This is a genomic window from Microlunatus sagamiharensis (assembly GCF_900105785.1).
In the GTDB taxonomy this organism is placed as follows: Bacteria; Actinomycetota; Actinomycetes; order Propionibacteriales; family Propionibacteriaceae; genus Microlunatus; species Microlunatus sagamiharensis.
Window position 1 is genome coordinate 214,861 of sequence record NZ_LT629799.1, and the last position, 20,595, is coordinate 235,455.

Annotated in this window: 19 protein-coding genes; 10 read left to right on the forward strand and 9 right to left on the reverse strand. The window is 74.3% G+C overall.

Annotated features, from left to right (window positions below; all coding sequences use genetic code 11):
• Both BLU42_RS00970 and BLU42_RS00975 read left to right on the forward strand, forming a co-directional pair.
• On the forward strand, positions 1–1,818 hold the full coding sequence (locus tag BLU42_RS00970; protein WP_091072443.1) for a gamma-glutamyltransferase family protein: 1,818 nt from the start codon (positions 1–3) through the stop codon (positions 1,816–1,818).
• The gene (locus BLU42_RS00975) at positions 1,815–3,518 is read left to right on the forward strand and encodes a dipeptide ABC transporter ATP-binding protein (protein ID WP_091072445.1); all 1,704 of its coding nucleotides are present in this window, start codon (positions 1,815–1,817) and stop codon (positions 3,516–3,518) included. The genes BLU42_RS00970 and BLU42_RS00975 overlap by 4 nt, the downstream gene beginning before the upstream one ends.
• 128 nt (positions 3,519–3,646) lie before the next feature.
• On the opposite strand, the gene BLU42_RS00980 is transcribed toward BLU42_RS00975, so the two are convergent.
• From BLU42_RS00980 to BLU42_RS00985, 3 genes are read right to left on the reverse strand one after another with little or no spacing between them, the layout of a single operon-like run.
• On the reverse strand, positions 3,647–4,006 hold the full coding sequence (locus BLU42_RS00980; protein ID WP_091072448.1) for a PspC domain-containing protein: 360 nt from the start codon (positions 4,004–4,006) through the stop codon (positions 3,647–3,649).
• Between the two features lie 13 nt (positions 4,007–4,019).
• Positions 4,020–4,196 carry a hypothetical protein gene (locus tag BLU42_RS20420; RefSeq protein ID WP_157719708.1) on the reverse strand — a complete coding sequence of 59 codons (177 nt, stop codon included), beginning with the start codon at positions 4,194–4,196 and terminating at the stop codon, positions 4,020–4,022.
• Entirely contained in the window at positions 4,193–5,602 is a 1,410-nt protein-coding gene (locus BLU42_RS00985) for a PspC domain-containing protein (protein ID WP_172825723.1), read from the reverse strand. The genes BLU42_RS20420 and BLU42_RS00985 overlap by 4 nt, the downstream gene beginning before the upstream one ends.
• Before the next feature lie 161 nt (positions 5,603–5,763).
• On the opposite strand from BLU42_RS00985, the gene BLU42_RS00990 reads away from it, so the two are divergent.
• On the forward strand, positions 5,764–7,149 hold the full coding sequence (locus BLU42_RS00990; RefSeq protein ID WP_091072455.1) for a PspC domain-containing protein: 1,386 nt from the start codon (positions 5,764–5,766) through the stop codon (positions 7,147–7,149).
• Positions 7,146–7,862 (forward strand): response regulator, encoded by a 717-nt coding sequence (locus BLU42_RS00995; RefSeq protein ID WP_091072459.1) that lies wholly within the window; start codon positions 7,146–7,148, stop codon positions 7,860–7,862. Before BLU42_RS00990 ends, BLU42_RS00995 begins: the two co-directional genes overlap by 4 nt.
• Positions 7,863–7,961: 99 nt before the next feature.
• Here the strand turns inward: BLU42_RS00995 and BLU42_RS01000 are convergent, their stop codons facing one another.
• On the reverse strand, positions 7,962–8,231 hold the full coding sequence (locus BLU42_RS01000; protein WP_091072463.1) for a GlsB/YeaQ/YmgE family stress response membrane protein: 270 nt from the start codon (positions 8,229–8,231) through the stop codon (positions 7,962–7,964).
• 155 nt (positions 8,232–8,386) lie between these two features.
• Here BLU42_RS01000 and BLU42_RS01005 point away from each other — a divergent pair, with 155 nt between their 5' ends.
• Together BLU42_RS01005 and BLU42_RS01010 are read left to right on the forward strand one after the other, a co-directional pair.
• The gene (locus BLU42_RS01005; protein ID WP_091072467.1) at positions 8,387–8,728 is read left to right on the forward strand and encodes a hypothetical protein; all 342 of its coding nucleotides are present in this window, start codon (positions 8,387–8,389) and stop codon (positions 8,726–8,728) included.
• 118 nt (positions 8,729–8,846) lie between these two features.
• Positions 8,847–9,293, forward strand: a complete 447-nt coding sequence (locus BLU42_RS01010; RefSeq protein ID WP_091072471.1) for an RrF2 family transcriptional regulator — start codon at positions 8,847–8,849, stop codon at positions 9,291–9,293.
• A 28-nt stretch (positions 9,294–9,321) separates the two neighbouring features.
• Here BLU42_RS01010 and BLU42_RS01015 read toward each other — a convergent pair whose 3' ends face one another.
• Both BLU42_RS01015 and BLU42_RS01020 read right to left on the reverse strand, forming a co-directional pair.
• Positions 9,322–10,227 carry a sulfite exporter TauE/SafE family protein gene (locus BLU42_RS01015; RefSeq protein WP_091072474.1) on the reverse strand — a complete coding sequence of 302 codons (906 nt, stop codon included), beginning with the start codon at positions 10,225–10,227 and terminating at the stop codon, positions 9,322–9,324.
• A 333-nt stretch (positions 10,228–10,560) separates the two neighbouring features.
• Complete coding sequence (locus tag BLU42_RS01020; RefSeq protein ID WP_091079004.1) at positions 10,561–11,793, reverse strand: phospholipase D-like domain-containing protein; 1,233 nt, start codon at positions 11,791–11,793, stop codon at positions 10,561–10,563.
• Positions 11,794–11,853: 60 nt separating this feature from the next.
• On the opposite strand from BLU42_RS01020, the gene BLU42_RS01025 reads away from it, so the two are divergent.
• Complete coding sequence (locus tag BLU42_RS01025; RefSeq protein ID WP_091072477.1) at positions 11,854–14,397, forward strand: UvrD-helicase domain-containing protein; 2,544 nt, start codon at positions 11,854–11,856, stop codon at positions 14,395–14,397.
• A 218-nt stretch (positions 14,398–14,615) separates the two neighbouring features.
• Here BLU42_RS01025 and BLU42_RS01030 read toward each other — a convergent pair whose 3' ends face one another.
• The 3 genes from BLU42_RS01030 to BLU42_RS01040 all read right to left on the reverse strand — a co-directional run bounded on the left by BLU42_RS01030 (position 14,616) and on the right by BLU42_RS01040 (position 17,800).
• Positions 14,616–15,551 carry a M23 family metallopeptidase gene (locus BLU42_RS01030; RefSeq protein WP_091072483.1) on the reverse strand — a complete coding sequence of 312 codons (936 nt, stop codon included), beginning with the start codon at positions 15,549–15,551 and terminating at the stop codon, positions 14,616–14,618.
• A gap of 289 nt (positions 15,552–15,840) precedes the next feature.
• On the reverse strand, positions 15,841–16,806 hold the full coding sequence (locus BLU42_RS01035) for a M23 family metallopeptidase (RefSeq protein WP_091072486.1): 966 nt from the start codon (positions 16,804–16,806) through the stop codon (positions 15,841–15,843).
• A 97-nt stretch (positions 16,807–16,903) separates the two neighbouring features.
• The gene (locus BLU42_RS01040; RefSeq protein ID WP_091072490.1) at positions 16,904–17,800 is read right to left on the reverse strand and encodes an esterase/lipase family protein; all 897 of its coding nucleotides are present in this window, start codon (positions 17,798–17,800) and stop codon (positions 16,904–16,906) included.
• A 54-nt stretch (positions 17,801–17,854) separates the two neighbouring features.
• Between BLU42_RS01040 and BLU42_RS01045 the strand changes: the two genes are divergently transcribed.
• From BLU42_RS01045 to sucD, 3 genes are all read left to right on the forward strand, one after another.
• The gene (locus BLU42_RS01045) at positions 17,855–18,295 is read left to right on the forward strand and encodes a cobalamin B12-binding domain-containing protein (RefSeq protein ID WP_091072494.1); all 441 of its coding nucleotides are present in this window, start codon (positions 17,855–17,857) and stop codon (positions 18,293–18,295) included.
• Positions 18,296–18,421: 126 nt separating this feature from the next.
• Positions 18,422–19,609 carry an ADP-forming succinate--CoA ligase subunit beta gene (gene sucC / locus BLU42_RS01050; protein WP_091072496.1) on the forward strand — a complete coding sequence of 396 codons (1,188 nt, stop codon included), beginning with the start codon at positions 18,422–18,424 and terminating at the stop codon, positions 19,607–19,609.
• A 36-nt stretch (positions 19,610–19,645) separates the two neighbouring features.
• Entirely contained in the window at positions 19,646–20,527 is an 882-nt protein-coding gene (gene sucD, locus BLU42_RS01055; protein WP_091072498.1) for a succinate--CoA ligase subunit alpha, read from the forward strand.
• The last annotated feature ends 68 nt before the right edge of the window (positions 20,528–20,595 follow it).

A 20,595-nucleotide genomic window follows, 5' to 3' on the forward strand; every position in this document is an offset into this window, starting at 1 on the left:
ATGACCGAATCGAGCTCCGTGTTCCCGAACCCTCCCGCCCCGCTCACCCGGCCCGACCTGCGCGGGTCGTTCGGCATGTGCGCCACCACGCACTGGCTGGCCAGCTCCTGCGGCCAGGCCGTGCTCGAGCGCGGCGGCAACGCCTTCGACGCCGCGGTGGCCGCCGGCTTCGTCCTGCACCTGGTCGAGCCCCACCTCAACGGCCCGGGCGGCGACCTTTGCGGCCTCGTCGCCGTCGCCGGTGCCGGGTCGGCCGAGGTCCTCGTCGGCCAGGGACCGGCCCCGGCCGGGGCGAGCATCGCGCACTACCGCGGCGAGGGTCTGGACCTGGTGCCCGGCGCCGGAGGGCTCGCCGCCGCCGTGCCGGCCGCGGTCGACGCGTGGCTGCTGATGCTGCGCGACCACGGCACGCTCGAGCTCGCCGACGTGTGGGCGTACGTCCTCGACTACGCCGAGCACGGCTACCCGCTGGTCGATCGCGTCGGCGCGACGGTGGGCTCGGTGCGCGAGCTCTTCGAGCGGCACTGGACGACCTCGGCCGACTTCTGGCTCGTCGACGGCCGCCCGCGCACCGGCACCATGACCAACCCGGCGTACGCGGCCGTCCTGCGCGGGCTGCTGGAGGCCGGCGCTGGCGCGTCGAGCCGTGAGGAGCGCATCGACGCCGCGCGCGAGTCCTGGGCGACCGGGGTCGTACCCCGGGCCGCGTGCGCGCTGCTCGCCACCCCGCACCGCCACTCCGACGGCCGCGACCACGCGGGCGTGATCACCCCCGCCGACTTCGCGGCCAGCCGGGCGCGCTGGGAGCCGGCGACGACGGCGACGTTCCGCGGCTGGACCGTGGCCAAGACCGGCCCGTGGGGCTCGGGCCCGGTGCTGCTGCAGGCGCTGAAGGTCCTGGAGGGCTTCGACGACGACGAGCTCGACCCGCAGACCGAGCTCGGCGCCCACCACCTCGTGGAGGCGCTCAAGCTCGCGCTCGCCGACCGCGACGCCTGGTATGGCGACCCGGACCCCGACGGCGACGAGCCGGGGGTGCCGATGGAGCTGCTGCTCTCCGAGGCGTACGCGACGCAGCGCCGTGCCCTCGTCGGGGAGCGGGCCTCGGACGGGCCGCAGCCCGGCGAGGTCCCGGGCCGCGAGCCCTACCTCGCCCCGCTGCGCGAGGAGTCGCCCGACCCGGCCGCGGAGGGGGTGGGTGAGCCGACCGTCTCCACCGCCGGCGAGACGAAGGGCGACACCTGCCACGTCGACGTCGTCGACCGGTGGGGCAACCTCGTCTCGGTCACCCCCAGCGGCGGCTGGCTGCAGTCGTCGCCGCACGTCCCCGAGCTCGGCTTCTGCCTGGGCAGCCGCCTGCAGATGACCTGGCTCGACGAGGCGTCGCCGTCCGCGCTGCGTCCCGGGCGCCGCCCGCGGACGACGCTGAGCCCGACCCTGCTGCTGCGCGACGGCGTCGGGGTCTCCGCGCTCGGCACGCCCGGCGGCGACCAGCAGGACCAGTGGCAGCTGTCGTACCTGCTCCGCGTGCTCGTCGGCGGCTGGACCCCGCAGCAGGCGATCGACGCGCCGACCCTGCACACGACGGCCATGGCCGGCTCCTTCTGGCCGCGGACCTGGACGCCCCGCGGGGTCGTCGCCGAGGACCGCCTGCCGGCCGAAGTGCTCGACGGGCTCGCCGCCCGTGGACACGCGGTGAGCGTGGTCGGCGGCTGGACGCTCGGCCGGTTGTCCTCGGTGACGCGGGACCCGGGCAGCGGGGCGCTCTCGGCCGCCGCGAACCCCCGGGGCGAGCAGGGCTACGCGGTGGGCCGATGAGCACCGCGACGACCCCCGGGCCGCGCACCGCGCCGGAGCCGGAGGACGGCACCCCCGTCCTCGAGGTCCGCGACCTCGAGGTCGCCTACCGCACCGAGGGCAGCCTGAAGACCGTCCTGCACGGGATCTCGTTCTCGATAGCCCGCGGCGAGCGCGTGGCCGTCGTGGGGGAGTCGGGCTCGGGCAAGTCGACGACGGCCGCCGCGCTGCTGGGCCTGCTGCCCGGCTCGGGCCAGGTCACCGGCGGATCGATCTCGTTCCAGGGCGAGGACATCACCCGGGCCTCGCGCGACCGGCTGCTGCGGCTGCGCGGGCGCGAGGTCGGCCTCGTCCCGCAGGACCCCATGTCGAACCTCAACCCGGTGCTCCGCGTCGGCCGCCAGATCAGCGAGACCCTGGTCGCGCACGGGGTGGCCACCGGCCGGGACGCCACCCGGCGGGCCGTCGAGCTGATGGAGGAGGCCGGCATCCCCGACGCCGGTCGTCGCGCCAAGCAGTACCCGCACGAGTTCTCCGGCGGCATGCGCCAGCGCGTGCTCATCGCCATCGGGCTGGCCTGCGCGCCGGAGCTGCTGGTGGCCGACGAGCCCACGTCGGCGCTCGACGTCACCGTGCAGCGCCAGATCCTCGACCACCTGGAGTCGCTGCGCGCCGCGCGCGGCACCTCGCTGATGCTGATCACCCACGACCTCGGCCTCGCCGCGGACCGCGCCGACACCGTCGTGGTGATGTCCAAGGGCGAGATCGTCGAGGCCGGCCCGACGGCCGACATCCTGCGCCGGCCCCAGCACCCGTACACCCGTCGCCTCGTGGAGGCCGCACCCTCGGTGTCGAGCGCCCGGGCCCGGGTGAGCGCCCGGACCGACGGCCCCGAGGTCCCGGCGGCGGAGGGCGACAAGCCCTCGGACGTCCTCCTCGAGGCGGTCGGCCTGACGAAGCGCTACCGGCTGCGGGGCCAGCGCGGCCAGGAGGTCGTGGCCGTCGACGACGTCTCGTTCAGCGTGGGCCGCGGCCGCACGACGGCGGTGGTCGGGGAGTCCGGCTCGGGCAAGACGACGCTCTCGCAGCTGGTGCTCGGGCTGGTCGCCCCGACCGCCGGCGAGGTGCGCATCGAGGGCGAGGTCGTCGAGACGGCCCGTGGCGCCCGCCGCCGGGCGATGCGGCGCGCGATGCAGCCGGTCTTCCAGGACCCGTACGCCTCGCTCGACCCGACGTACTCGATCGAGCACATCGTCGACGAGCCGCTGCGGGTCGCGCGGGTCGGTGACCGCGCCTCCCGGCGTATGCGGGTGGCCGAGCTCCTCGACCAGGTCGCGCTGCCGGGTTCGCTGGCCCAGCGCCGGCCCAACGAGCTGTCCGGCGGTCAGCGCCAGCGCGTCGCGATCGCGCGCGCCCTGGCCCTGGAGCCCCGGCTGGTGGTCTGCGACGAGGCGGTGTCGGCGCTCGACGTGCTGGTGCAGGAGCAGACCCTCGACCTGCTCGCCGACCTGCAGGACCGGCTCGGGCTGACCTACCTCTTCATCACCCACGACCTCGCCGTGGTGCGCCAGCTCGCCGACGACGTGCTCGTCATGCAGGGCGGGAAGGTCGTGGAGGAGGGTTCCGTGGACGCGGTGTACGCGGCCCCTCAGACCGCGTACACCCGCGACCTGCTCGACGCGATCCCCGGCGCGGAGTTCTTCGCCGAGCAGGCCCGCTGAGCCACCCGCGCCCCCGAGGTCGCCCCACCCCTCAGACCGCCGAGCGGTAGCTTGCCGCGCCCTTCCGGACGAGAAAGGCGCCGCAACCTACCGCTCGGCGGGACGGGGAGGCGAGGAGGACGGGTCGGTCAGAAGGTGTCGCCCTCGCGACGGGGCGGGTCGGACGGGGCTGCGGTCGTGGTGGTGCGGTCCTGGGCCCACGGCGGGCCGGCCGGGCCCCAGACCGGGTCGCCCGCCTGCTCGACGCGTCCGTACGGCGCCGTCGGGGCGACGTCCTCCTCGGGCATGAGGAACAGGGCCACGAGGTAGAGGACCACCGGCACCCCGGTGAAGACCGTCGCGACCACGGTGAGGATCCGCACGAGCGTGGCGTCCATGTTCAGGTACGCGGCGACGCCCCCGCAGACCCCGCCGAGGTAGCGGTCGGTGCGGCTGCGGCGCAGCTGCTTGGGCCCGGAGGTGCCGGGGCCCGGGTGGTACTGGCTCATGAGGTTTCCTCTCCTAGGAACGGCGGGACAGAGCGAGGCCGACGACGCCGACCGCGACGAGCACGAGGGGGGCGACGACCTTGACGACCGCCCAGCTGAGCGGGGCGAGGAGGGCGTCGGACAGGACGGCGAGCGCCAGGCAGGCGAAGCAGACCCCGGCGATCAGGGCGACGACGTCGAAGCGCTTCACGCGCGCACCTCGATCGCGCCGGTGTCGACGGTGAGGTCGAGCGTGAGGGTGCGTTGACCGGTCGCCGTCGGGACGAGCACCCGGCGCCCGTCGCCGGGCGTCCCGTCGGCCACCCGCCCGCCGTAGGCGTCGACGCTGCCGGTGTCGACGGCGTAGTCGAGGACGACGCCGACGCCCGGCGGGGTGCGGACCACGACGCGTCCGGTGTCGACCACGGCGGTGTAGGTCGCGTCGCCGGTGAGGGTCAGGCCGGTCAGGTCGACGTCGAGGTCGCCGACGTCGAGCCGGTCGCCGGTCGCCGGGAAGTCGGCGACCGAGGTGTACGCGACCGGGTGGTCGATGAGGCGGCTCGCCTCCCGGGCGGGCTCGGCGAGCGTCGGGCCGAGCAGCCCGGAGGTGATCACGGCCGCGAGGGCGAGCAGCACGCCGATCGGCAGGAGGCCCCGGGCCCGGCCGAGGCGCGTCGCGGCCACCAGGCCGAGCGCCACGACGAGCAGGCCGGAGGCGGCGTACACCGCCGGGCCGACGGCCACGCCGAGGGCGTCGGCGACGCCGAGCCCCAGCCAGGTGAGCCCGAGGGCGGTCACGGTCGCGAGCCGGAGCCGGCGGGCGGCGAGGGTGGTGCCGGGACGCACGAGCGGGGCCGGCTCGGGCTCGGCGTAGAGGCCGACCGGGTCGGGCTGGGCGAGGAAGGCCGCGCGGGCGAGCTCCTCGGGGTCGGGCTGCGCGGAGGTCGGCACCGGGCCGGGCAGCGGGGCCGAGACGTGCACCGGTGTGGAGGCGGTGGGCGGCGCGGCGGGGATGGGGTTCCAGGTGCTGTCGTCCGGCGGCGCCTGACCGGGGCCGGGGGTCCAGGCCCCCTGCCGGACCTGGGTCACGCGGGCCTGCCACGCGGTGGCGGCCTGGGTGAACGGGGTGGGGGGACCGGTGAAGGGCAGCGGCGGCGGGGCGACGGGGTAGGGGGCGCCCGGACCCGCAGGGCCGGTGGAGGACGCCGACCGGGCGGCGTCCTGACGGGCGCGGCGGGCTCGGGGACGGTGGAAGCCGAACCACCACACGGCCGCGAGCGCGAGGGCCGGGGCGACGCCGAAGGGGCTGACCGCGCCGAAGGTGGCGAAGGCGAGGATCGAGGCCACCACCACGAGGGTGACCCACAGCTCGCGGGGCCAGCGGGCGGCGGCACCGCCGAACAGGTCGTCCACCGCCGCGCGGCCCGTGCCCTCGACCTGGAGGAGCAGCCAGCCCGCGAGGTAGAGCACGACACCGATCCCGCCGGTGAGCGCGAGGAGGACCGCGCCGACGCGGACCAGGACGGGGTCGACGCCCCAGCGGGCGGCGACGCCGCCGCAGACGCCGGCCAGCTTGGCGTCGGAGGCCGAGCGCTGGAAGCCCCAGGTGGATGACATGGGTCCATCGTGCCGAGTCGGCGGCGCGAGGGGCATCGGGGACGACCCCCGTCCGTCCCGCAGGGACGCACCCGGGGCGGGTGCCGCGGACCACTCTCCGGGGCCGCTCGGGGACGTCCCTGCTGGCTGCGTGACCGGACGGGTGGGACCCTGGAGAGGTCATGACGACTCTCGAGCCCGGTCGCGCGCCCGGGGTGACCCCTCCTGGGGCACCCGTCGGTCCGCGGGGCGGCGAGCCGGTCCGGGCGGGCCTGCCCGCCCTCCCGCCGGCGACCGCGCCGGGCGCGGGCGGACCCGTCGACCGCGCCGGCCCGCCCCGGCGTCGCGCGGTCCGGGTGAGCGAGGGCGCCGTCCTCGGGGGCGTGTGCACCGGGCTCGCGCAGTACTTCGGCTGGCCGGTCCTCGTCGTGCGGATCGTGTTCGTCGGCCTGGCCATCGCCCAGCTGTTCGGCGTCCTCGCGTACGGCGCGCTGTGGCTGCTGATGCCCGCGGCCAGCACGGTCGACGCCCCCGGCCTCGAGGCCGCGACCCGCACCGGGATGCGGACGGGCGGTCGACCGCGGCGTCGTTCGGTGGACTGGGGCGCGGTCCTCGCGCTCGCCGCGCTCGGCACCGGGATGCTCTGGCTGGTGCAGACCAGCGGCCTGGGGGTGTCGCAGCGCCTCTTCTGGCCCGTCGCCTTCGCCTGCGTCGGCGCCGCGCTCGTCTGGCGCCAGGCCGACTCGTCGGCCCAGCAGCGCTGGCGGGCCGAAGCCGGCGGCCGGGTCTGGCTCGCCCCGCTGGTCGCCCGCGGCGGCTGGCCCGCCCTCGTCCGGGTGATCGTCGGCCTCGGCCTGGTCGGCGCGTCGTTCGGCCTCGTCGTCGCCCAGTACAACCAGCTCGCCCAGCTGCCGCAGGTCCTGGCCATGACCCTGCTCGCGCTGGCCGGCATCGCGGTGGTCATCGCGCCCTGGCTGCACCGCTCGCGCGCCGCCCTCAACGAGGCCCGGGCCGAGAAGGTCCGCGCCGACGCCCGCGCCGACATGGCCGCGCACCTGCACGACTCGGTCCTGCAGACCCTCGCGATGATCCAGAAGCAGTCCGAGGACCCCCGGGCGGTGGCCCAGCTGGCGCGGCGCCAGGAGCGCGAGCTGCGCGGCTGGCTCTACGCCGACGACGTGCCCGAGGCCAGCCTGAAGGCCGCCCTCACTGCGGCGGCCGCCGAGGTGGAGGACGAGCGCGGCGTGCCCGTCGAGCTCGTGGTCGTCGGCGACTGCGACACCTCCGACGCCGTGCAGGCGCTCGTGAGGGCCGCGCGCGAGGCCATGGTCAACGCCGCCAAGCACTCCGGCGCCGACAAGATCGACGTCTACGCGGAGGTCACCGAGACCCTCGTCGAGGTCTTCGTCCGCGACCGGGGGGCGGGCTTCGACCTCGACGCCGTCGCCGACGACCGGCACGGCGTGCGTGGCAGCATCCTGAACCGCATGGCCCGGCACGGTGGCCGGGCGAGCGTCCGTTCCCAGCCCGGGGACGGCACCGAGGTACGACTGGAGGTCACCCGATGACGACGAGCCCGGAGCCGAGCGGACTGGGCGGGGGGAGCGCGGCCCAGCGCCCCGGGCCGGCCGACGGGACCCAGCGCCCGCTGCGCGTGGTCGTCGTCGACGACCACGCCATGTTCCGTACGGGCGTCAAGGCCGAGATCGGCCGCTCCCTGGCCGTCGTCGGCGAGGCCGAGGACGTCGAGCGTGCCGTGCGCGTCGTGCTCGAGCAGCGTCCCGACGTCGTCCTGCTCGACGTGCACCTGCCCGGTGGCGGCGGGGTCGAGGTGCTGCGCCGCGTCCACGAGCGCGAGCCCGAGCAGCGCTTCCTCGCCCTGTCGGTCTCCGACGCGGCGGAGGACGTCATCGGGGTCATCCGCGGCGGGGCCCGGGGCTACGTGACCAAGTCGATCAGCGGCCCCGAGCTGGTGGACGCGGTGCGCCGCGTGGCCGAGGGCGACGCGGTCTTCTCCCCGCGGCTGGCCGGCTTCGTGCTCGACGCCTTCTCCGGCGCGATCGACGTGGCCGCGGTCGACGAGGACCTCGACCGGCTCTCGGCGCGCGAGCGCGAGGTGATGCGGCTGATCGCGCGCGGCTACGCGTACAAGGAGGTGGCCAAGGAGCTGTTCATCTCGATCAAGACCGTCGAGACCCACGTCAGCAGCGTGCTGCGCAAGCTGCAGCTCTCGAACCGCCACCAGCTCACCCGCTGGGCCACCGACCGCCGCCTGGTCTGAGCCTCGCACGGGTCGTGCGCCCGGGGGCTCGAGGCCCCCGGACGCACGGAACCCCGGTGGTCCGAGGACCACCGGGGTTCTGCGTTCGTGCGTGGAGCGTCAGGCGCGGGCGCCCCGGGCGCGGACGCGGGTGTAGATGAGCAGCACGATGATCGCGCCGATGATCGAGCCGATGATGCCGGCGGGCTGGAAGAAGCCGTTGCCGCTGTGGAAGATCAGGTAGCCGATGAAGCCACCGACGAACGAGCCGATGATGCCGAGCAGGATGGTCATCGGGATCGACATGGACTGCTTGCCGGGGACGATGAGCCGAGCCAGCGCACCGGCGATGAGTCCGATGACGATGAGACTGATGATGAGTCCGAGCATGGGTGCCTCCTGGGGAAGTGGCGTCGGGGGGTGTGCAGCCCGGCGCCGGTTGACGGACCAACGCTAGCGGTCCCGACGCCTCCGGTACGGGATGCTCAGGGGTGGGTCCATGTCGCAGCCAGGGTCGAGCCGGTCTTTCCCGTAGGGTCCCGCCCATGGACGTGGCGCAGCACCTGCTGGTGCTGCTGCACCTCGTGGCCTTCGCCGCGCTCCTCGGCGGCTCGCTCGTGCAGCTGCGGACCCCCGAGCCCGAGGTCAACGCCGCGATGCTGCACGGCGCCTGGGCCTCCCTCGTCACCGGGGTGGCGCTCTGGGTGCTGGCGGGCGCGGCCGACCTCGACGTCTCGACCGGGGCCATGGTCGTCAAGACCGTCGTCGGGGTCGTGCTCACGGTGCTGGCGGTGCTCAACCGCCGCTTCTTCTCCATCCCGCGGGGGCTCCTGGTCCTGATCACGGTCCTCGCCCTCGCCGAGGCCGCGGTCGCGGTGCTGTGGTGAGTCGTGGGGTGATGCCCGGGCTGATCAGTGGGGTGGGTCGTGGGGTGGTCCCCGGGTTGACCGCGCAGGAGAGGATGGGGCCCGTGCTGGTGCTGGCGGGGGCGGAGGTGGACGGCCGGTGAGGCTCTCCGCCCGGGTGGACTACGCGCTGCGCGCCATGAGCGAGCTGGCCGCGGCCGAGGCGCCGCGCACGGTCGACCAGCTCTCAGCCGCCCAGCACATCCCGAACAAGTACCTCGAGAGCATCCTGGGCGAGCTGCGCCGCGGCGGCCTGCTGCGCAGCCAGCGCGGTCCGGAGGGCGGCTACCGGCTGGCGCGTCCGGCCGACGCCATCAGCATCGCCGACGTGATCCGCGCCCTCGACGGCGAGCTCGCCAACGTGCGGGGCAGCCGCCCGGAGAACCTCGAGTACACCGGCGCCGCCGAGTCGCTGCAGCAGGTCTGGATCGCGCTGCGCGCCTCCGAGCGCCAGATCCTCGAGGGCGTCTCGCTGGCCCACGTGGCCCGCAAGGACATGCCCTCGCTGGTCGGCGACCTGACCGCGGACCCCGCCGCCTGGAGCTGAGGCGTTCCTCCGGGGACGGCCGGACGCCTCAGACGGCGGCCGGGACCTCGGTCCGCGTGCTCTCCTCCTGCTGGGCGGCGGCCTTCGCCCGGCGGTGGCGCTGCGCGGCGACGTAGAGGCCGGCGAGGGTGAGCAGCAGGACCACGGCGTAGACGGCGAAGCGGCCCGGGGTCGCGACGTCGGCGCTCTTGAGCAGGGTGCGGCCGTTGCTCAGCAGGATCATCCCGCCGACAGCCACACCGAGCAGGTGGGTCGGGGCGACCCGCACCAGGTGCGCGGCGAGCGGCGCCGCCACGAGGCCCCCGGCGAGCAGGGCCAGCGCGAAGTACCAGTTGATGCCCGCGGCGCCGAGGCCGAAGAGGAAGCCGAGGCTGGCGGCGGCGCTGACCGCGAACTCGGAGGTGTCGACCGACCCGATGACCTTGCGCGGCTGCAGCCGGCCGTCGGTGAGCAGCGCCGGCGTGGCGACCGGCCCCCAGCCGCCGCCCCCGGTGGCGTCGACGAACCCGGCGACCAGCCCGAGCGGCGCGAGCAGCTTCATGCCCGGGCGCCCGGCGATCCGCGGGCGGATGCCCAGCACGAACCGCACCAGGATGTACGCCCCGAGCGCGGCGAGGATGGCGGCCATGACCGGCGCCGCGGCCTCGGTCGAGAGGCTCGACAGCACGGTGGCGCCGAGGAACGCCCCGACCGCGCCCGGCCCGGCGATCCGCCCGACCACGCGCCAGTCGACGTTCTTCAGCCGCCAGTGCGAGACGCCCGAGGCCAGGTTGGTCCCGAGCTCGGAGAAGTGCACCGAGGCCGACGCGGCCGCGGGCGTGAGCCCGGCCAGGACGAGCAGGGTCGAGGACGTGACGCCGTACCCCATGCCGAGGCTGCCGTCGACGAGCTGGGCGAGGAGGCCGACGACGGCCAGGACGATCAGCTTGCGCATGGGAGGCTTCCGCTCGGCAGCACCTAGTGGACTACTAGGGAATGCGGACGACCCTAAGCCAGAGGAAGGGCATCTGCCGAGCCGGCGTCTCAATCACTGGGAACGCGTCTCGCGGAGCGGAAGGACCGAGGAAGAGAACGGCCACCTGGCCGCCCAGCTCGAGGGGCAGGCGGCGGACCTGAGGGTCGGGCCGGAGCGCAGGTCGGGGAGCGGCCTGCCCTGGACGACGAGCGAGGACGACGACGCCAAGGTCCGGCAGGGGCCGGAGCCCCCGTCGTCCGGAGCGAGGAGGAAGGGCAGGTCCGAGCGAGCCGACCGGAGCGGCCCGACCCTCTAGAGGAGGGGCCGGAACGGGGACAGCACCGCCTCGCTCACCTTCGCGAGCGGGTGGCGGGCGCGCCAGCGCTCCCAGGTGAGCTCGACGGTGTTGCTGGAGTCGACCTCGAAGATCGTCTCCATCTGCCGCGCCACCGCCTCGTTGTAGATCTCGGCGTTGATCTCGTAGTTGCCGTGCAGGCTCAGCCGGTCGAGGTTGGCCGTGCCGATCGTGGACCACTGCCCGTCGACGGTCGCGGTCTTCGCGTGGACCATGGCGTTCTGGTAGAGGAAGAGCCGGACGCCGCCGCGCAGCAGCACGCCGTAGAAGCCGCGCGAGACCCAGTCGGCGACGACGTGGTTGGACTCGGCCGGGATGATGATCCGCACGTCGACCCCGCGCCGCGCCGCGCGGATGAGGGCGCGGAGCATGTCGGCGTCGGGGATCAGGTAGGCGTGGGTCAGGTAGATGTGGTGCGAGGCTCGGTCGATCGCCTCCAGGTACATCGCCCGGATGGGGTAGACGAGGTTGCGCGGGATGTTGCGGTGCACGCGCAGGTCGGCGTGCCAGCTGTGGCCGCCGAGGTCGGGCAGCGAGGCGCGGCGCGCGGAGGCGTACAGGTTCCAGTAGTCGGTGAAGGCGTTCTGCAGGTCCCAGACCGCGTCGCCGGTCAGCCTCGCGTGGGTGTCGCGCCAGTCGGTGGCGTAGAGGCTGCCGATGTTGTAGCCGCCGACGAAGCCGACCGCGTCGTCGACGACGAGGATCTTGCGGTGGTCGCGGCCGCTGTTGCGCAGCGGCCGGAACGGCGAGGCGATGAGCGGGTGCCGGCGCACGGCGACGTTGCGGGGCAGCCGGTAGAAGCTGGGCCGGACCACGAGGTTGGCGAAGTGGTCGTAGGTCACGTAGACCTTCACGCCGCGGTCGGCGGCCGCGACGAGCGCGTCCTTGAACGCCTGCCCGATGGCGTCGCCCTTCCAGATGAACGTCTCGAAGAAGACCCGCGAGCGCGCCTGGGAGATGGCGTCGAGCATGTCGCGGTAGAGGTCCTCGCCGTAGGTGTAGACCGTCACCTCCGAGCCGCCCGAGGTGATGGAGCGTGGCGGCACCCGGGGGAAGTGGACGGGCGGGCGGCCGCGCTTGCGGTACTGGTCCACGGCGACGAGCGTGAGCATCGTGGCGCCCTGCACGGCGGCCACGGCGAGGGCCGCGCGACGCACCACGGAACCGACCGTGGGACGTCTGAACCGCATGGGGTTCAGGGTACGCAGCACGCGGGTTCCGTCGGTCCTCACGTCTAGGGTGGAACCCTCATGAGCACTCCCTCCGCCGTCCGGTCCGCCCTCGTCAAGAAGGGGGCGCAGGCCTTCGCCGGCGGCGGCGAGGACGCGGCGCGACGTCACCGGAGGGCGGCGGACGAGCTGCTCCGGGGGCTCAACCCGCCCCAGCGCGAGGCCGTGCTGCACGAGGGCGGTCCCGTCCTCGTCGTCGCCGGTGCCGGGTCGGGCAAGACGCGGGTGCTGACCCGCCGCATCGCCTACCTGGTGGGGGAGCGGCACGCCCACCCGGCGTCGGTCCTGGCCATCACGTTCACCAACAAGGCGGCCGCCGAGATGCGCGGGCGGGTCATGGACCTGGTCGGCAACCGCGCCAAGCTGATGTGGGTCTCGACCTTCCACTCCGCGTGCGTCCGGATCTTGCGCTCGGAGATCTCGCGCTTCGGGCTGTCGCGGTCCTTCTCGATCTACGACGACGCCGACAGCAAGCGGCTGATGCAGCTGGTGGCCAACGACCTCGACCTGGACTCCAAGCAGTTCCCGGTCCGGGCGATCATGAGCTGGGTCTCCAACAACAAGAACGAGCTGGTCGACCACGAGACCGCCACGAGCCGGGCGGAGACGCCGCAGGACATCATCAACGCGAGCGCGTACGCGGAGTACCAGCGCCGCCTCACCGCGGCGAACGCGCTCGACTTCGACGACCTGATCATGACGACGGTGCACCTGATCCAGGCGTTCCCGGACCTGCGGGAGACGCTGCGGCGTCGGTTCCGTCACGTGCTCGTCGACGAGTACCAGGACACCAACCACGCGCAGTACGTCCTCGTGCGCGAGCTGTGCGGCGAGGACGACCCTGCCGAGTCTGACACCGACGCGGGCGGCGCCGACGGGATGGCGATCGAGGCCCCCGAGCTGATGGTCGTCGGCGACTCCGACCAGTCGATCTACGCCTTCCGCGGCGCGACGATCCGCAACATCAACGACTTCGAGACCGACTTCCCCGGCGCCCGGGTGATCATGCTCGAGCAGAACTACCGCTCGACGCAGACCATCCTCTCGGCGGCCAACGCCGTGATCCGGCTCAACTCCGGCCGCAAGCCCAAGAACCTGTGGTCCGACGCCGGCGACGGCGCGCTCATCGAGGGCTACGTCGCCGACACCGAGCACGACGAGGCGCAGTTCGTCGCCGGCGAGGTCGCGCGGCTGCGCGACGCGGGCGAGGCCCGCCTCGGCGACGCGGCGGTCTTCTACCGCACCAACGCCCAGTCGCGGACGTTCGAGGAGGTGTTCATCCGCTTGGGCCTGGCCTACAAGGTCGTCGGCGGCACGCGCTTCTACGAGCGCCGCGAGGTGCGCGACGCGATCGCGTACCTCCGTGCGGTGAGCAACCGCAGCGACGACGTCTCGGTGCGCCGCATCCTCAACGTGCCCAAGCGGGGCATCGGCGACCGGGCGGAGGGCGCGGTGTCGGAGCTGGCGGCGCGGGAGCGGATCAGCTTCGGCGAGGCCCTGCGCCGGGTGGACGACATCCCGGGGCTCGCGACGCGCTCGGCCAACCAGATCCGCACCTTCGCCGCGTTCCTCGACCAGCACGAGGCGATGGTCACCGAGGGCGCGGCGGCCGACGCCGTGCTGACCAGCGTGCTCGAGCACTCCGGCCTGCTCGCCTCGCTCCAGGACTCGTCCGACCCGCAGGACCAGAGCCGCCTGGAGAACCTCGTCGAGCTGGTCAACGTCGCGCGCGAGTTCGTCGACGGCGTCGCCGCCCTGGCGGCGGGCGAGCTCGACGAGCTCGAGGCGCTCGAGGCGGCAGAGCTCGCGGGTCTCCCCGGTGCCCCTGCGGGCGAGGGCGAGGGCGACCAGCCTCCGGCCCAGGCCAGCGCGGAGCTCGACCCCGAGGCCGACCTCGCCGCCGGCGCGGCCGAGCCCGACGCGTCGCTGGGCGCGTTCCTCGAGCGCGTGGCCCTCGTCGCGGACAGCGACCAGATCCCCTCCGACGAGGCCGGCCGCGGGCAGGGCGTCGTCACCCTCATGACCCTGCACACGGCCAAGGGCCTGGAGTTCGACCAGGTCTTCCTCACCGGGCTGGAGGAGGGCGTGTTCCCGCACCAGCGGGCGCTGCAGGACGCCTCCGAGCAGGCCGAGGAGCGCCGGCTCGCCTACGTCGGCATCACCCGCGCCCGCAAGCGGCTCTACGTCTCGCGCGCGATCGTGCGGGCGGCGTGGGGGAGCCCCCAGCACAACCCGCCGAGCCGCTTCCTCGACGAGATCCCCGCTCACCTCGTGCACTGGCGGCGTACGGAGCGCGCGGTGACGAGCTGGCGCAACACGTCGGCCACGGCCTCGCGCCGCGACGACGGCGCGTGGCGCGACCGGACCGGCTACGCCTCGCCCAAGCCCAAGGTGCGGGTGGTGCCGGTGGTCGACGCGGGCGACCGGGTGCTGCACGCGACCTTCGGTATGGGCAAGGTGCTGAGCACCTCCGGCAGCGGCGACGACGTGAAGGCCGACGTCGACTTCGGCTCCAGCGGGGTCAAGCGCCTCGCGCTGAAGTTCGCGCCGCTCGAGAAGCTCTAGCCGCGACCGGGTCCGGACACGACCCTCGGTCGGGCCTGGACGGACGAGAACGGGACGCCCCGCCCCTCGTGGAGGGACGGGGCGTGGTGCCGACCGTCAGACGCCTCTCGGCGAGTGGCCGCTCGTGGCGGCGAAGGGTGAGGCCCGGGGTCATGATCCGGCCGACGAGAGCATCAACCGGCGGCGGGCCCGGGTTGTTCCCGCCCGACGGGGGAGACCTACGGGTTGAGCCCGTGCGCCTTCAGCCAGCCCAGCGGGTTGACCGCGCGGTAGACGTCGCCCGGGGTGATGCCGGCCGGGTAGATCTCGAAGTGCACGTGCGGGCCGAACGTCCGGCCGGTCATCCCGACCGCGCCCACGGTCTGGCAGCCGCTCACGCTCTGACCGACCTGCACGGACACCGTGGACATGTGGGCCATCAGGCTCTGGGTCCCGTCCGGGTACTTGATCGCCACGTAGTTGCCGGCCCAGCCGCTGGCCGGACCACGGCCCGCGTTGGTCACGACGCCCGAGGACGGCGCGCGCAGCGTCGTGCCGATCGGCGCCGAGAAGTCGAAGCCGGTGTGGTAGCGCGCCCAGCTGCCGACCTGGCCGAAGGTGGCCGCGACGCGGTAGTGGGCGGCCGGCAGGCAGCTCTTGCCGTTCGCGTCGCCGTCGCCGGTCGTGGCGGCGGGCTTGTCGGCGGGGGCGGGGTCGTCGCTCTTCTGACCCGAGGCGATCTTCTTGGCCTGCTCCTGGGCGGCGTCGGAGGTCTCGGCGAGTTCCTGCTCACGCTGGTCGACCTGCTTGCCGGCCGCCGCGGCGGTGATTTTGTCGTCGGTCTTGGCCAGCTCCTCGGCCCGCTGGTCGGCGAGGCTCTTGACCTTCGCCGGGTCGAGCGCGGTGCGGGCGCTGCTGCGGCTGGTCTGGGCGGCGGCGCCGTCGCGGGCCGCACCCCCCTCGACGGCGGCGGCGGTCGCGGCCTGCGTGCGGGCGGCGGCGCCGGCGTCCGGCGTGCCCCCGGTCAGCGCCAGGGACCCGGCGACACCGAGGCCGACGGCGGACACGGCGAGCGCGGCGACGCCGTGCTGCAGCCAGCCGCGCCGGTTGACGCGGACGTCGTCGATGAGCGCGCGTCGGGCCTGGTGGCGCTGCGTCGGGGACGTACTCGGCACTGATCACCTCGTGCAGCGGGCGTGACCGTCGTACATGACGGTCTCCCGCCGCGGCTCGTGGGGGGTTCGCGGACGGAGTAAGGCCCGTCGCCACCAGGGGGGTGCGGCAACGGGCGCTCCAGAACCATAACGGAACCGTAACGAGAGGCAAAACTTCTCAGTACCACTGTTGAAAGTGGTACTATCCCTCCGCCTGCGACCTAGATTCGTGCGGATCACGACCTGTGCGCAGGCTGTGCCGTCCCTGAGGGGCGCCGTCCGCGGCAGCCTCGTGGAGCCGCGGCGAGGGTCAGCGGGTGGTGACGCCGACGCTGCGGAGGAACGGGGTGGGGTCGACGGCCTTGTAGACGTCGCCGAAGCGGACGCCCTGCGGGTAGAGCTCGAAGTGCAGGTGCGCGCCGAACGCCCGGCCGGTCTGCCCGACGTAGCCGATCACCTGGCCGGTCTGCACGGTGTCGCCGGTCGAGACACCCATGCGCGACATGTGCGAGTACATCGTGGTGCGCCCGTCCGCGTGACGCACGGCCACGTGGTTGCCGGCCCAGTCGCCGGAGTTGCCGGCGTAGACGACGACGCCCGCGAGCACGGAGTGGATCGGGGTCCCGTACGCGGCCCGGAAGTCCAGGCCTGTATGGTAGGTCGCCCAGGAGCCGACCGCGCCGAACTTGGCGCCGACGACCCCGGTGCTAATCGGGAGCGTGCCGCGGGTGCCGACCGGCAGCGAGCCGGACGTGCCGGTCACGGGCTGCAGGGCGGAGCCGGACAGGGTCGGGTCGACCGTGGGGTCGGGGGTCGCCCCCGTGACCAGGCCGGCGTCGACCGCGGCCTGCCGGGCGGCCACGGCCGCCTCCAGCCGCTGCTGCGCGATCTTCGCGGCCTCCGCCTGGACGGCGGCCTGGGCGCTGGTGAGCTGCTGCTGGCGCGCGGTGCCGGCGTCGCTGAGGGACGCGCGGGCCACCTTCTGCGCGTCGCGGGCCAGCGCGTCGCCACGCTGCGCGGCGACCTCGGCGAGCAGGGCCGCCTGGAGGTCGGCGCTGCGCCGGGCGACGGTGGCGTAGTCGGGCGCCGCGGCCTGCGGCTGGGCCTGGGCAGGGCGGGCGGTGCCCGCGTCGGCCCGGACGGCGAGGGGCGACGACCCGGCGGCGACGAGCCCGGCCACGGCGATGAGCAGGGCCAGGATCGTGTTCGTCACCAGCGTGCGCTGCTCGCTCGCAGACCGCGCGGGCGCGCGGTGCAGGACGGCGGTGGAGGACACGGGGCTCCTGGGTCTCGTGGCGTCGCCGGTGCGGCCGGCGCCCTGCCGGCAGGGGCGGTGCGCCCCTCGGGCGCACCTTCTTCCGGCACCTGAAATTCTACGTGCCGGAGGGTCCTCGCGCACGGTCCGCCGCCGATTCGGTGCGGGTGTCCGCCCGCTCCTGCCGGGAGCGCGAGAGCAGGTCGGCGATCTCGTGCGCCAGCGCGCGGTGGTGCGGCATGGAGAGGTGCCCGACCCCGTGGACGTCGACGTTGGTGGCGTCGAGGTCGGGGTGCTCCAGCCGGGCCCGGCGCGCCGGCACGACCAGGTGGTCGATGTCGCTTGCGTACGCCACGAAGCGCGTGCGGCAGCCGGGCGCGGGCTCCGCGAGCGCCCGGACGACCGCGCTGCCCGGGGCGAGCTGGCGGGCCATCGGCAGCACCGGGACGAGCGGGGCGAGGCGGGCCAGCTCCGTGCCGCCGTGCGGAGTGCCGAGCGTCACCAGGGTGTCGACGACCTCGTCGCCGCCCTGCTTCTGCACGAACCAGCGGGCGAGCAGGCCGCCGAGGCTGTGCCCCACCACCTGCACGCGCTCGTGGCCGGTCTCGCGGACCAGGCGGTGGACCACCTCGCCGAGCGCGGCGGACGCGCGGGCGACGTCGCTGGTCAGCAGCCCGTAGTCGTGGGCGGCGACGGTCGCGAAGCCGCGGGCCCGCAGCAGCCGGTCGAGGCGGGCGAAGACCGAGTGGTTGTCCACGATCCCGTGCACCAGCAGGATCGGTGTCGTCGCGGCGCGCGGGTCGAGGTTCACCAGCCCGCGCTGGCCGGGACCGGCGGCGTCGCCCCGCCGGCGCAGCGTCCGGGCGGCCGACCCGGGCAGCGCGCCCAACGGGTAGCGGGCCAGGTGGGCGGCGATCCAGCCGGCCTCGCGGGCGAGCCCCGGCACCGCGGCCAGGGCCCTCGGCGGCACGGCCCGCGAGCGCCACGACGGCGCACCGTCCCGCGCGACGACCACCGCCCCAACCTACCGGCGCCGCCGTGCGCAGGGGTGCTCACTAGGGTGGACGGCATGGTTCCGGGACCGGGCGAGGCGGGTCGCGCGACGGCCGTGCCGCGCCGCGTCGTCGTGGCCAAGCCCGGCCTGGACGGGCACGACCGGGGGGCCAAGGTGGTCGCCCGCGCGCTGCGCGACGCGGGCATGGAGGTCATCTACACCGGCCTGCACCAGACCCCGGAGCAGATCGTCGCCACCGCGCTGGCCGAGGACGCCGACGCGATCGGGCTGTCGGTCCTGTCGGGTGCCCACCTCACCCTCTTCACCCGGGTCATCGACCTGCTGGCGGCGGAGGACGCCTCCGACATCGTGGTCTTCGGCGGCGGCATCATCCCCGAGGCCGACCGGGCCCAGCTCCTCGAGCGCGGGGTCGCGGGGGTCTTCGGGCCGGGCGCGACGATGGCGTCGATCGTGGAGTGGGTGCGCGAGCACGTGCCCGAGCGCGAGGCCGGCTAGCCCTGGTTCCCGCGGTCGACGGCCCGTACGACCGCCCGGTCGCCACGGACTAGGCTCGTCCACCGACCACGACCCAGCAGAGAGGGTGTGCGGCGCACGCCGCCGGACGCCTCAGGAGGATCACGGATGGACCTGTTCGAGTACCAGGCGCGCGACATCTTCGAGGCCCACGGGGTCCCGGTGCTGCGCGGCATCACCGCCACGACCCCCGAGCAGGCGGTCGAGGCGGCGCGCCAGCTCGGCACCCCCGTCGTGGTCGTCAAGGCGCAGGTGAAGACGGGCGGTCGAGGCAAGGCGGGCGGCGTCAAGCTCGCGAAGAGCCCGGAGGAGGCCGGCGAGCGCGCCGCCGAGATCCTGGGCATGGACATCAAGGGCCTGACCGTCGAGACCGTCATGGTCACCGAGGGCGCCGACATCGGCGAGGAGTACTACTTCTCCCTGCTGCTCGACCGGGCCAACCGCCGCTACCTCGCCATGGCGTCCAAGGAGGGCGGCATGGAGATCGAGCAGCTCGCCGTCGAGCGCCCCGACGCGCTGGCCCGCGTGGCCGTCGACCCGCAGGTCGGCATCGACGCGGCGAAGGCCGACGAGATCGTGCGCGAGGCCGGCTTCGACGCGGAGGTCGCGCCCAAGGTCGCCGCGGTGCTGCAGCAGCTCGGCAAGGTCTACGAGGCCGAGGACGCCACCCTGGTCGAGGTGAACCCGCTGATCCTCACCGGCTCCGGCGACATCGTCGCCCTCGACGGCAAGGTCTCCCTCGACGAGAACGCGGCCTTCCGCCACGCCGACCACGCCTCGCTCTCCGACACCTCCGCGGAGGACCCGCTGGAGGCGGCGGCCAAGGCCAAGGGCCTCAACTACGTCAAGCTCGACGGCTCCGTGGGCATCATCGGCAACGGCGCGGGTCTCGTGATGAGCACGCTGGACGTCGTCGCGTACGCCGGCGAGGGGCTGCCCGGCACGCCGAAGCCCGCGAACTTCCTCGACATCGGCGGCGGCGCGAGCGCCGAGGTCATGGCCAACGGCCTCGAGATCATCCTCGGCGACACCCAGGTGAAGAGCGTCTTCGTCAACGTCTTCGGCGGCATCACCGCCTGCGACGCGGTGGCCAACGGCATCGTGCAGGCCTTCTCGCTGCTCGAGGGCCGCGGCGAGCCGGTGACCAAGCCGGTCGTCGTCCGCCTCGACGGCAACAACGCCGAGCTCGGCCGGCGGATCCTCACCGACGCCGGCCTGCCCGGCCTCGAGCAGGTCGACACGATGGACGGCGCCGCCGCCCGGGCCGCCGAGCTCGCAGCCCAGCCGGCCGCCTGAGCCCCGGACGAGACGAACACAGGAGCACACGAACAGATGTCGATCTTCCTCACCAAGGACAGCAAGGTCATCGTCCAGGGCATGACCGGCTCGGAGGGGCGCAAGCACACCGCGCGCATGCTCGCCTCCGGCACCAACATCGTCGGCGGCGTCACGCCGGGCAAGGGCGGCCAGAGCGTCGACTTCGACGACAGGTCGGTCCCGGTCTTCGGCTCGGTCGGCGAGGCCATCGAGGCCACGGGCGCGGACGTCACCGTGATCTTCGTCCCGGCGAAGTTCACCAAGGGCGCGGTGGTCGAGGCCATCGAGGCCGAGATCCCCCTGGCCGTCGTCATCACCGAGGGCGTCCCGGTCAAGGACAGCGCCGAGTTCTTCGCGCTGTCGCAGGGCTCCAAGACCCGCCTCATCGGCCCGAACTGCCCCGGGCTCATCTCGCCCGGGCAGTCCAACGCCGGCATCATCCCGGCCGACATCACGCCGCCCGGGCGGATCGGCCTGGTCAGCAAGTCGGGCACGCTGACCTACCAGATGATGTACGAGCTGCGCGACATCGGCTTCTCCTCCGCCGTCGGCATCGGCGGCGACCCGGTCATCGGGACGACGCACATCGACGCGCTCGCCGCCTTCCAGGCCGACCCCGACACCGACGCGATCGTCATGATCGGCGAGATCGGCGGCGACGCCGAGGAGCGCGCGGCCGAGTTCATCCTCGCCAACGTCACCAAGCCGGTCGTCGGCTACGTCGCCGGCTTCACCGCGCCCGAGGGCAAGACCATGGGCCACGCCGGGGCGATCGTGTCCGGCGGCGCCGGCACCGCGGCCGGCAAGCAGGAGGCCCTCGAGGCCGCCGGCGTGAAGGTCGGCAAGACGCCGAGCGAGACCGCACGGCTGATGCGGGAGATCGTCAAGGGCCTCTAGCCCTCCCGGGCCCCAGGGCCCGTTCCAGCACGCCGCGAGACGCCGGCGGACGACAGCCCCGGACCAGC